General features: G+C 57.4%; 10 protein-coding genes and 1 pseudogene. 8 read left to right on the forward strand and 3 right to left on the reverse strand.

Annotated features, from left to right (window positions below):
* Window positions 1-297 precede the first annotated feature (297 nt).
* Window positions 298-1,938 (forward strand): DUF6377 domain-containing protein, encoded by a 1,641-nt coding sequence (locus QVP03_RS12805; RefSeq protein WP_288210821.1) that lies wholly within the window; start codon window positions 298-300, stop codon window positions 1,936-1,938.
* Between the two features lie 320 nt (window positions 1,939-2,258).
* On the opposite strand, the gene QVP03_RS12810 is transcribed toward QVP03_RS12805, so the two are convergent.
* From QVP03_RS12810 to QVP03_RS12820, 3 genes are all read right to left on the reverse strand, one after another.
* A complete protein-coding gene (locus QVP03_RS12810) occupies window positions 2,259-2,579 on the reverse strand; it encodes an RNA recognition motif domain-containing protein (protein WP_022333785.1) in 321 nt (106 codons plus the stop codon).
* A gap of 15 nt (window positions 2,580-2,594) precedes the next feature.
* Entirely contained in the window at window positions 2,595-3,041 is a 447-nt protein-coding gene (locus QVP03_RS12815; RefSeq protein WP_018696933.1) for a cold-shock protein, read from the reverse strand.
* A gap of 474 nt (window positions 3,042-3,515) precedes the next feature.
* A complete protein-coding gene (locus tag QVP03_RS12820) occupies window positions 3,516-4,910 on the reverse strand; it encodes a decarboxylase (RefSeq protein WP_018696932.1) in 1,395 nt (464 codons plus the stop codon).
* 223 nt (window positions 4,911-5,133) lie between these two features.
* On the opposite strand from QVP03_RS12820, the gene QVP03_RS12825 reads away from it, so the two are divergent.
* The 7 genes and pseudogenes from QVP03_RS12825 (at window position 5,134) to QVP03_RS12855 (ending at window position 12,058) form a co-directional block, all read left to right on the forward strand.
* A complete protein-coding gene (locus tag QVP03_RS12825; protein ID WP_174760571.1) occupies window positions 5,134-5,853 on the forward strand; it encodes a hypothetical protein in 720 nt (239 codons plus the stop codon).
* On the forward strand, window positions 5,854-7,062 hold the full coding sequence (locus QVP03_RS12830; RefSeq protein WP_022333788.1) for a sigma-54 interaction domain-containing protein: 1,209 nt from the start codon (window positions 5,854-5,856) through the stop codon (window positions 7,060-7,062). It begins immediately after the preceding gene.
* Between the two features lie 39 nt (window positions 7,063-7,101).
* The gene (locus tag QVP03_RS12835; RefSeq protein WP_055203069.1) at window positions 7,102-7,545 is read left to right on the forward strand and encodes a hypothetical protein; all 444 of its coding nucleotides are present in this window, start codon (window positions 7,102-7,104) and stop codon (window positions 7,543-7,545) included.
* Window positions 7,546-7,682: 137 nt separating this feature from the next.
* Complete coding sequence (gene lptE / locus QVP03_RS12840) at window positions 7,683-8,192, forward strand: LPS assembly lipoprotein LptE (protein ID WP_141405553.1); 510 nt, start codon at window positions 7,683-7,685, stop codon at window positions 8,190-8,192.
* Between the two features lie 12 nt (window positions 8,193-8,204).
* Window positions 8,205-8,693 (forward strand): hypothetical protein, encoded by a 489-nt coding sequence (locus QVP03_RS12845; protein WP_022333790.1) that lies wholly within the window; start codon window positions 8,205-8,207, stop codon window positions 8,691-8,693.
* A gap of 11 nt (window positions 8,694-8,704) precedes the next feature.
* Window positions 8,705-9,079: a preprotein translocase subunit SecG gene (gene secG / locus QVP03_RS12850; protein ID WP_018696927.1), complete on the forward strand. Its 375-nt coding sequence runs from the start codon at window positions 8,705-8,707 to the stop codon at window positions 9,077-9,079.
* 712 nt (window positions 9,080-9,791) lie between these two features.
* Window positions 9,792-12,058 (forward strand): annotated as a pseudogene (locus QVP03_RS12855) (glycoside hydrolase family 3 C-terminal domain-containing protein).
* Window positions 12,059-12,116 lie beyond the last annotated feature (58 nt).

A 12,116-nucleotide genomic window follows, 5' to 3' on the forward strand; every position in this document is an offset into this window, starting at 1 on the left:
CCCGCGCCGTTGCAGGGTATCGGGGAACGCTGCCCGTCGTCACCCGCAACCGGCATTTTGCCCGCGAGGCCGGCATCACGCGGACAGTGGTTCTGCCGCCGCCGGAATAGGTGCCCTCCCGATCGGCCGGTTTGTCCCGGATTGCGGCCTGCACCGTGGAAAAAGCGGACGAAAAATTGCAAAATCCGGCCGGATTTCGTATACTTGTACATGTAAATCCCGGGAAGGCGGGTTGCCGGCCTGAACTCAAATTCGGGCAGTCTTTCCCGGGACTGCCGGACGAGAAATTTTTGACGAATGAAACAATTTTCCCTCATACTCTTTTCCCTGTTGGTTTGTTCTTCCTCTGTCCGCGGCGGTGACGCTATGCCGGGCGACTTGCTGCGGACGCTCAATGCGGCGATCGACAGCAGCGAAGTCTATACCGGCTATAAAAAGGCGCGCATCGAGGAGTTGCGGCTGCGCAAGAGCGGTGCCCGGAGTACGGAGGACATCTACCGGATCAACTGCGAAATCATCGACAACTACGAATCCTTCCTGTGCGACTCGGCCGAATATTATGTCCTGCAGAATATCCGGATCGCCCGCAGCCTCGGCAACCCGGATCATCTCTCCGAGAGCAGGCTGCGGCTGGCGTTCCTCTACTCCCTGTCGGGGCTTTTCCTGCAGGCCAACGACATTTTCCGGTCTATCGACTACGGACGGCTGCCTGCCGACCAGAAATGCCGCTATTACTGGAACTCGATCCGCTATTACGAGAACTTGATAAAATACACCAACGACAGCCATCTGTCGGACGAATATAAGGGGGAAATCGGCCGTTGCCGCGATTCGCTGTTGTCGCTGCTGCCCGTCGGTTCCACGGACTGGCAGACCGAGCGGGCTTTCCAGCTCATGGAGCAGGGACAGCCGGACGGGGCGCTCGAAATATTCGAAGGCATATTCCGTTCGCGCGATCCCCAGACCCATCCCTATGCCATGGGTGCGATGTGCCTGGCCAAAGCTTACGGGCAGGCGGGCGACAGCGCGATGGAGGAACGCTACCTGACTCTGGCCGCCACGATGGACATACGCCTTGCGGTGAAGGAGAACGAGGCGCTGCTCGCGCTGGCCACGCGCCTGTTCGAAAAGGGCGACATCGACCGGGCGTACTCCTATATCTCTTATGCGCTGAACGATGCCAATTTTTACAATTCCCGTTTCAAGAACACCGTGATCGCGCGCCTCTATCCGATCATCGAGAGCAGCTACCTCTATAAACTCGACAAGCAGCGGCACAACCTGCGCTTCTATTCCACCATGTCGAGCCTGCTGGTGCTGGCCCTGGCCATCGCGCTGTTTTTCTATTTCCGCCAGACGAAGGTCATTTCGCGTGCCCGGCGGGAGCTGGCGGCACTGACGCAGGAGCTTATCAGCCTGAACCGCAACCTCGACGAAGCGAACCTGGTCAAGGAGCGTTACCTGGGTTATTTCATGAACCAGTGCGCCATCTATATCAACAAACTGGACAAATACCGCCGTGATATAAACCTGAAGATCAGGAATAAACAATTCGACCGCTTGCACGACCTTTCGTTGCAGGCCCCCGGCAGGGAGGAAGAGGAGTTGTGCCGCAATTTCGACCGTGCCTTCCTGAACCTCTATCCCAATTTCGTGGAGAAATTCAACGCCCTGCTCAACCCCCGGAGCCGCTATACGCCCGAAGAAGGGCGTCTCAACACCGAACTGCGTATCTTCGCGCTGATCCGGCTCGGGGTTTCCGACGTGAACCAGATCGCCGATTTCCTGCGCTGTTCGCCGCAGACGATCTATAATTACAAAAGCAAAATCAAGAAAGCCGCGCTCAACGGCGGCGACAATTTCGAGGAGACGGTTCGCAAACTCGGTTCCTTGTCGCTCGACGCGTTTCCATCCTGTTTACCGGCCGACAATGTATAACCGCTTGCAAGTCATTGTTTGTTAGTTGTTTGTTCGGAAGATTGTTCTTTTCCTGTTTATTTCCGATCCGGTGTGTGCCCTGCTTTCAGCCTTGTCGTGATTCGGGCGAAATTCTGGGGTGCTCCCCGTGTGACCCGGCATGCCAGCCTGGCCGGTGCGGCCTGCAATTTCCTCCTTTCTCCCGATGCTCCGGCGTCCGTCTGCCCCTTTCCGATATGCTGCACCCTTCGGGGATTTCCTCATAGCCTTGACTGACCGGGCAAAAAAGAGACCCCTGCCTCAATCGCATGAAGCAGGGGTGATATATTCCGTATGGAAGCTTAGTATCTCCTGTTGCCGTAGCCGCCGCCGTAACCGCCGCCACGGTTGCCACCGCCGTAACCGCCGGCAGGTCTGTCTGCCTTGGGCTTTGCGACATTGACTCCGATGGTCTTGCCTTCGAAGTCGGTGCCGTCGAGCGCGTCGATCGCAGCCTGTCCTTCGGTCTCGTTAGGCATCTCCACGAAGCCGAAGCCACGCGAGCGGCCCGTTTCGCGGTCGGTGATTACGTTAGCCGAGGATACCTCGCCGTACTGTGAAAAAAGGTTCTGCAGGCTGTCGCTTTTCGTACCCCAGCTCAGATGTGAAACATAAATGTTCATCGTTCTTGTTTTTAATTATTGTTTGTTTATGATTGATATACGTACTGCGGCCAATCCGCGCGTCCCGCGTTCAATTTCAAATGTGACTTTGTCTCCTTCGGCAATGGTGTCAGGTGCGGAAGAGATGTGGAAAAAGTATTTTTCGCCGCTGTCGGCATCCTTTATGAAGCCGTAGCCTTTCGAGGCGGTGAAGTACTCGACGCGCCCTGTGGAGGGCAGTATTTCCATTTCCTCCTGCTTGGGTGTCGAAATCTCGATCTGCGAGACGTCTATCTCCGTCTTGGGTTTGACATCCTGGGGCGTGGTGTGCAGTATGCCGTTCTCGTCCACATAGGCTATCATATCCTCGAAAGAACTCGTACCGCCGCTTTTGCGTTCGTCCTTGCGTTTTTGCTTTTCCTGTCGTTTTTGCTCCTTGAGCTTTTCCCGGTCTCTTTTACCTGTCGTTATTCGTTTTGCCATTCTATGTTGTTATGCGGCTATCGCCCCTGTCGCGGGACTGTATCCGTCGGTTTCATCGTGTTTCCGCTGTCCGATACCTGTGTTGAAAGCAGAAAAGGTGCCAGATTCGGCGGCCTTTCCCTCGGTATACGGAATTATGGGACATGGATTTCGTGCTTGTCTGTAAAAAAAATCACCATCATTTTCTTTTTGCATCACCTCCGATGCCTGTTGCCTCCAAGAGGCCGTTTATGAACAAAGAAGCTGATAATGAGATCTATTCTGAGATGGGACAGTCCGCCAAAGTACCGCGGAAACAAATACGCACGAAAGAAGAATTCAATATAAACCCTTGTTTATGCTGACAAAGGTAATCAAATTATTCGGTTATTCCTATTTTTTGCGGATTAATGCATCGATATTCCGCAGAAATGTATTTCCGCCCCGTTCTCGGGGCGGGAGCGGCCGCCGGCAGGAAGCCCCGGGACTGCGGCCTTAGTAGCCGAGTATCCTCAGCATCGAGCGGTAGGACTGCTCCTTGGCGAAGAGCCTCGTGTAGTACTCGTTGTCGCTCTTGTCGCGGTCGATGATGATGTGCTTGGGTGCCGGGATCAGGCAGTGCTGGATGCCGCCGAAACCGCCCAGCGACTCCTGGTAGGCACCCGTGTGGAAGAACCCGATGTATTGTGTGTTACCCGGTTCGAGCTTGGGCAGGAATATGGCGTTGGTGTGCGATTCGGCATTGTAGAAATCCTCGCTGTCGCAGGTCAGCCCCCCGAGCAGCACGCGCTGGTATTCGCGGTCCCAGTTGTTCACCGCCAGCATGATGTAACGCTGGTTGATGCCCCACGTGTCGGGCAGGGTAGTGATGAACGACGAGTCGATCATGTACCAGTTCTCGCGGTCGTTCTGCTGTTTCTGGTTGACGATCGAGTAGAGCGCCGCGCCGCTTTCGCCTACGGTGAACGACCCGAACTCGGTGAAGATGTTGGGTTCCTCCGTGTCGTTGCGGTGGCAGATGTTCTTGATCTGGGCGATGATCTCCTCGGTCAGGTATTCGTAGTCGTATTCGAAGTTGAGCGAGTTCTTGATGGGGAACCCGCCGCCGATGTTGAGGCTGTCCAGCTCGGGACAGATGGCCTTCAGTTCGCAGTAGACGTTCATGCACTTCGACAACTCGTTCCAGTAGTAGGCCGTGTCCTTGATGCCCGTGTTGATGAAGAAATGCAGCATCTTGAGCTGGAACTTCTTGCTGTTCTTGAGCTTGGCCTTGTAGAAGTCGATGATGTCGTTGTAGCGGATACCCAGCCGCGAGGTGTAGAACTCGAACTTGGGTTCCTCCTCGCAGGCGATGCGGATGCCGACCTTGCATTTCTTGGTGAAGGCGTCCTCGAACAGGTCGAGCTCCTCTTTGTTGTCCAGCACGGGGATCGTGTTGACGAAGCCGTCGTTCACCAGCTGGGCGATGTTCTCCACGTACTGCGGGCGCTTGAACCCGTTGCAGATGATGTAACGGTCTTTGTCGATGATGCCGCCGTCGTAAAGCGCATTGATTATATGTATGTCGTATGCCGACGACGTTTCCAGGTGGACGTCGTTCTTCATGGCCTCCTCCAGCACGAACGAGAAATGGCTCGACTTGGTGCAGTAACAATAGTTGTACGAGCCTTTGTAGTCGACCTTCGCCATCGCCACGTTGAACATGCGCTTGGCGCGGTTGATCTGTTGCGAGATCTTCGGCAGGTACGTTATCTTGAGCGGCGTACCGTACTGCTTGATCAGTTCCATGAGCGGGATGTCATGGAAATTCAACTCGTTGTCTTCGACCGAGAACTCATCCTGCGGAAAGTCGAACGTCTGTTCGATGAGGTCGATGTACTTGTCTTTCATGGCTGGTTCGTGTAAGTTTCGGCAATCCGTCTTCGCTACATCCGTAATTTCGGGCCAAAGTAGCTCTTCCGGATTTTTTGAAATTTCGGGATGCAAATCAAACGAATATTTTTCGTATAACCAATAGTTTGCCCGATTATTTTGAAAATCCGTGCCGAATTTTGCTTTTTTCATCGGAAAAGGGTATTTTTGAACCGGATTTCAAAAGTGGATTTCAATCGTGTTGGTTCAGACCATATCGCAATATCTCGGGTCGCACAAGCGGCTCGTCGTGCCCCAGCTCGGGACGTTCATCGTCAAGGAGCCGGGCGTAAGCATTGTTTTTTCGGAGTTGCTCAAACGCGACGACGGTGTGCTGCGCGGCCTGCTGCGAGAGGCGGGCGTCGGTGAACTGGAGGCTGCGGGCGAGATCGACCGCTTCGTCTTCGAGGTGCGCCATGCCGCCCAGCACGGGCAGGAGTTCCGGCTCGACGGCTTCGGGGTGTTGCGTCCTGGCCCCAACGGGACGATCGCCTTCGCCTACGAGCCGCGGCCTGTGCAGTCCGCTGCGGACGCAGCGCCCGGTGCCGCCTCGGTTCCGGCCGGGACGCAGACTGCCCCTATGGGGCAGAAGCCCCCGAAGCTGCCTTATTCCGAGCCGCGCGTGTCGCCCTCGGCCAAAATGAACCCCGACCCTTCGGTGCGGGGCCTGCGCTACGGCAAGCCGCCGAAGACTACCGCCGCCTACACCTATGTCGACCGGCCGCCGCGCCGGCGCCGTGCCGACCGTTTCATTTGGGTCGCCGCCATCGCCGCCGCCATCGCCGTCGCCGCCATCGCTTTCGGCTATCTGCGTGAAGCGAACGACAAGGAGGCCGAAATGCAGTACCTCGAACAACCCGCCGACCCGCAGCCCGCAACGGACACGGGCGCGGCGACGCCCGAACAACCCATAACGGAATAAATGACGGACATCACCACAGTCAAGCAGCGCTTCGGCATCATCGGCACTTCGGAACTTTTAGACCGGGCGCTGGAGGTCGCCGTGCGTGTGGCTCCCACCGACCTGACCGTCCTTGTCACGGGCGAGAGCGGCGTGGGCAAGGAGTTCTTTCCGCAGGTCATCCACGCCTATTCGGCGCGCAAACACAATAAATATATAGCCGTCAACTGCGCGGCGATTCCCGAAGGTACCATCGATTCGGAACTCTTCGGGCATGAGAAAGGCTCCTTCACCGGGGCGCTCGAAGCCCGCAAGGGCTATTTCGAGGAGGCCGACGGGGGGACGATCTTCCTCGACGAAGTCGCCGAGTTGCCGCACCCGACCCAGGCGCGCCTGCTGCGCGTGTTGCAGACGGGCGAGTTCATCCGCGTCGGGTCGTCCAAGGTGCAGAAAACCGATGTCCGCGTCGTTGCCGCCACGAATATGAACCTCCAGCAGGCCATCGCTTCGGGGCGTTTCCGCGAGGACTTGTACTACCGCCTCAGCACGGTGCCGATCACGGTGCCTTCGCTGCGCGAGCGGCCGCAGGACATCCCGCTGCTGTTCCGCAAGTTCGCCGCCGACGTGGCCGCACAGTACCGTATGCCTGCCGTGACGCTCGATGCCGCGGCGCGCGAGATGCTGATGCATTATTACTGGCGGGGCAATATCCGCCAGCTCAAAAACGTGGCCGAGCAGATCTCGGCCATCGAACAGACCCGCCTTATCACGGCCGACGTGCTGTCCCGCTATCTTCCGCCGCAGGACGGCGGGACGCCCGCACCGATGGGCGGGATGCGCGCGGATGACACGATGTCCACCGAACGCGAACTGCTCTACAAGGTGCTGTTCGACATGCGGGCCGACATCAACGACCTCAAGCGGATGATGTCCGAGTTGATGCACAACACCCAGGCACCCTGCGGGCCTGTGCACGACGTCAAGGCGCTGCTGCCGACCACGGCCCAGAGCTCCGCTTCGGCCTATGCCCCTGCGGCGGTCTATGCCGAGAGCGAGGATGTCACCGACGAGCCGCCGCGCGAGATGACCAAGGCCGACATGCAGCGCGAGCAGATCATCCGCGCCCTGCGCCGCAATAACGGGCGCCGCCGCGAGGCTGCCGCCGAATTGTTCATGTCCGAACGTACGCTCTACCGCAAGATCAAGGAGCTGGGCATCGAAGAGAATTGAATGGACATGTATTGCATGCAAGTTTAATAGATTTTATTTATGCTGCCACAAAAATATATCATTGCCGTTCTGGGTGATGCCTATGAAGGAAAAACAACGACAATCAATAAGACTTTCAATAAATTGGCAGGCAGTAAAATAATCTCTGGCGTTACATCGGTGTGGGGGCCTTTGCCGTCTCCTTCCAATGTGGTCGATTTTTCTCTTACGGGGATTACCAAATACGGGCTTACAGGATTTTTAAGCCAGGGAGACCAAATATGCTACACTTATGTAAATTTGGAAAAATTAGTGCAGATGGGGTGCCAGGTGATTGTATGCGCTTGTAGGAAGCGTAATCCGGATACGTTCAATGCCGTAGCGAAAGTAGCGTGGGAATATGATTTTTCGATTATTTGGATTAAGTTTGATCGACCGAAAGATGTTTCTAAAGACGAATATACGGATGAATTATCCAACAAGATATTCTACTTATTCAAATAGTGCCATTATTTCGACGAGCGGTTGTTTTGCTGATAAAGAGCCGAATGACCTTCTGATGGTATTTTCGATGAATGAAGTTTAAATAAAAAAGAAGTGGCTTCCTTGCGGGTGCCAGAACAATCGATATGATTTTTAAGATGAAGATAAAACTTGCAATCACGGCCCTCTGTGCCGCCCTGCTGACCGGGTGCGGCGTGGCCATCAAATATTCGCTCTCGGGCGCCTCGATCCCGCCCGATGCCAGGACTTTCAGCGTGGCCTATTTCCCCAACAACGCCACGATGGTTGCGCCCATCCTCAGCTCGACGCTCACCGATGCACTCGTCGACATGTTCACCCGCCGTACCCGCCTGATGCAGGTCGAAGAGGGCGGCGACTTCGCTTTCGAAGGCGAGATCATCAACTATACCTCCACCACGGCGTCGGTGTCGAGCGACGATTACGCCCTGCTGAACCGCCTGACGATCACCATCAAGGTGCGTTTCACGAATGCCCTCGACGAGAAACAGTCCTGGAACAGGACTTTCACGGCCTACGAGGACTACGAATCCACGCGCCTGCTGACCGAAGTCGAGGGGGAGCTCATCCCGCAGATCGTCGACAAGCTGGTGACGGACATTTTCCAGGCTTCGGCTTCGAACTGGTAAACCTTCGCGGCAATGGCTGACCTGAAACAATATATCGCATCGTCCGGCGCGGGTGAACTTCCCGCAGAGGCGGAACTCGACGCGTTGCTCGCGCGCTGCGAGTGGTTCGACCTGGCGCGTATCGTGCGCGAAATCGCCACGGGCAGGCCCGATCCCCGGCTGGACGTGACCGCCCCGTGGCGTGCGCAGAGTTCGCTGCGCATGGCTGCGGTCGATGCCGATGCCCTGTGCCGGCTGTCGTCCGACGACATCATCGACCGTTTCCTGCGCGAGGAGGATCTGCGCATCGTGGCCGCCGACGGCGAACCCGAGGAGGAGGTGTGCACCGAGGCCGTGCTGGACGACGACGACCAGGTCGTGAGCGAGGAACTGGCGGAAATCTATCTTGCCCAGGGGCTTCGGGACAAAGCCATAGCGATTTATCGCAAATTAAGTTTGCGAAATCCCGAAAAAAGTGTTTACTTTGCCGAGCTAATTGGCAAATTGGAAAACAATAATTAAATTTCAACGATATGTTATACACGATTTGCATTGCCTTGATACTCATTGCCAGCGTTCTGGTGATCCTTGCGGTATTGGTGCAGAACCCCAAGAGCGGCATGGCCGCCAATTTCGGCGCGTCCAACCAGGTCATGGGTGTGCGTGAAACTTCGGATTTCCTCGAGAAATTCACTTGGACGATGGCTATCGCTATCGTTGTGCTGAGCCTCGTGGCTACGCTCGCCATGGACAAGGGGCGCGTCGCAGAGAGCAACAGCGAAATTTCGAAGGACGCCAAGGCACTTCAGGAGCGTGTCCTTGAGACCGAGGCGCCCGCCACGATGCCCCAGGCCGAGATTCCGGCACAGGCTCCGGCCGAAACCCCTGCGGAGCAGCCCGCCGAATAGGGTAGTATCCCGGAGGCTGCCCCTGACGACGGGGAACAGAAGACAAAAGACTGCGGAAGCGATTCCGCGGTCTTTTTTTTGTATTGTGCATTTCCTGTATACATTTCCTGTCTTTTCTGCTTCCACCGCCTGTTCCCCGCGTTCCCGGTGTTCCCGGTGTTCCCGGTGTTCCCGCTGTTCCCGGTGTTCCCCGTGTTCCCGGTGTTCCCCTGTTCCCGGTGTTCCCGGTGTTCCCCGCATTTTCTCCGTTCTTCTCCGTTCTCTGCCCCATCTGCCCACCCCCATCCTCCTCTGCTTCTGCCTTTGGTTTTTTCGTCTGTCCCTGTCTGTCCCTGTTTGCTCCCTCCTTCCTTTCCGGCTTTGCCCTTGCAGCCTGTGCTTCTTGTTCCGCGTAACTTGTTCATGTGCGATCTTTCATTTTTTTGCTATCTTCGTTTGCCGTCCTACTACTGCATCCTCTTCGAGCCTCTTCCTGGGGCCTCCTCTTCCTGGGGGTGTCCACTTTTTGCTTCCTCTCCGCGTTCCACGCTTCTGCCCCTCCCCTTTTCCTCTGTGATAGCCTCGGAATCGTAATAAATGTTTTTAATGGCTTTGAATATTTGAAAATAACTTTATCTTTGGTGGGTTGTAAAATAATTTTTATCTTTGTAGGTCAAGAGTTTTAATCAATATATTGCGTATGTATGTATATTTATTTTAAATATATTTCTGAATGAAAACCAAAACTTATGTAAAAGGCGTTGCCGCATTGTGCGCCCTCGCGGCGGTCGCCTGCACGGGCGTCCAGCAATCCCGGGGCGATGTGGCCGTCTATCTGGACGAGTCGCAGCCGCTTGAAAAGCGTGTCGAGGACGCTCTTTCGCGCCTGACGCTCGAAGAGAAGGTCGGGTTGCTGCATGCGCAGTCTAAATTCTCGTCGGCGGGCGTCCCGCGGCTGGGCATCCCCGAAGTGTGGTGCACCGACGGCCCGCACGGCATCCGCCCCGAGGTCTTGTGGGACGAGTGGGATCAGGCCGGCTGGACGAACGACTCGTGCACGGCATTTCCCGCGCTGACGTGCCTCGCCGCGACGTGGAACCCCGAAATGTCGGCCCTCTACGGCAAGTCCATCGGCGAGGAGGCGCGTTACCGGGATAAGGACGTGCTGCTGGGCCCCGGGGTCAACATCTACCGCACGCCCCTGAACGGGCGCAACTTCGAGTATATGGGCGAAGACCCCTTCCTGTCGGCCCGCATGGTCGTGCCTTACGTGCAGGGGGTACAGCAGAACGGGGTTGCCGCCTGCGTGAAGCACTTTGCCGTGAACAACCAGGAGCTGCGGCGCCATGAGGTCGACGTGGTGGTCGACGACCGTGCCCTGCACGAGATCTACCTCCCGGCCTTCAAGGCTGCGGTACAAGAGGGCGGCGCCTGGGCCATTATGGGCGCCTACAATAAATACAAGGGCGAGCATTGCTGCCACAACCAATACCTGCTGAACGACATCCTCAAGCGCGACTGGGCGCTCGACGCGACATCCTCAAGCGCGACTGGGCGTTCGACGGCGTGGTCATATCCGACTGGGGAGGCGTGCACGATACGCGCGAGGCCATCTTCAAAGGGCTCGACATGGAGTTCGGCACATGGACGGACGGCCTGAACTGGGGCGCGACCAATGCCTACGGCAATTACTACCTGGCGAATCCTTACCTCGAACTGCTCCGCAAGGGCGAGGTGGGTACCGGGGAGCTCGACGACAAGGCCCGCCGCGTGCTGCGCCTGATTTTCCGCACGGCGATGAACAGCCGCAAACCCTTCGGGTCGCTCTGCTCGCCGGAGCATAATGCCGCGGCACGCCGCATTGCGGGCGAGGGTATGGTGCTGCTCAAGAACGACGGCGGGGTGCTTCCCGTCGACCTTTCGAAAACGAAGAAACTGCTTGTCGTGGGCGAGAACGCCGTGAAGATGATGACCGTCGGCGGCGGTTCCTCGTCGCTCAAGGTGAAACACGAGTGTACGCCGCTGGAGGGTATCCGTGCGGCCGTCGGCGACAAGGCCGAGGTGCTCTACGAGCGCGGTTACGTCGGCGACGTGACGGGCGACTACAACGGGGTCGTGACCGGACAGGATCTCTCGGAAGGACGCTCCGGGGCTCAGCTCCTCGCCGATGCCATCGCCGCAGCCCGCAAGGTGGATGCCGTGGTGTTTATCGGCGGCCTGAACAAGGGCGACCATCAGGATTCCGAAGGCGCCGACCGTTTGCAACTCGGGCTGCCTTACGGACAGGATGCCGTGATCGGGGCTTTGGCCGAAGCCAACCCCAACCTTGCCGTGGTGTTCGTCTCGGGCAATGCCGTGGCGATGCCGTGGATCGACCGCGTGCCCGCCGTACTGGAGGCATGGTATTCGGGCTCCGAGGCCGGCAATGCGCTGGCCGACGTATTGTTCGGTGCCGTCAACCCTTCGGGTAAACTGCCCTTCACCTTCCCGGTGCGTCTGGAGGATTGCAGCGCCCACTCCGCCGGGGAGTATCCCGGCGAGGGGCAGGTCGTCTACCGCGACGGGATCTTCGTCGGTTACCGCTGGATCGAGAAGGAGCGGATCGAACCCCTGTTTGCCTTCGGCCACGGCCTGAGCTATACGACGTTCGACATTGCCAACGTGCGGGCGGATCGCACGTCGCTTGCAACGACGGGCAGGCTCCGGGTCTCTGCCGACGTGACCAATACGGGCGGACGTGCCGGCGCCGAAGTCGTGCAGCTTTATATCGGCGACAAACTCTCGTCGCTGCCGCGTCCCGTGAAGGAGCTCAAGGGCTTCGAAAAGGTATACCTCGCGCCTGGCCAGAGCCGAACCGTCACGTTCGAAATCGACCCCGGGATGCTCGCATGTTACGACGATGCGAAAGGTGCCTGGGTCGCAGAGCCCGGTGAATTCACCGCCTATGTCGGCGCCGCGTCGGACGACATCCGCGGAACCGTCGATTTCGTGCTGAAATAATCCCCGCTGCGTGGGCGTCGCGGAACCGGCGCTGCGGAATGAGCGGGTGCGGCGGACA

It is taken from the genome of Alistipes sp. CAG:29, from assembly GCF_000435435.1.
GTDB classification, from domain to species: Bacteria; Bacteroidota; Bacteroidia; order Bacteroidales; family Rikenellaceae; genus Alistipes; species Alistipes onderdonkii.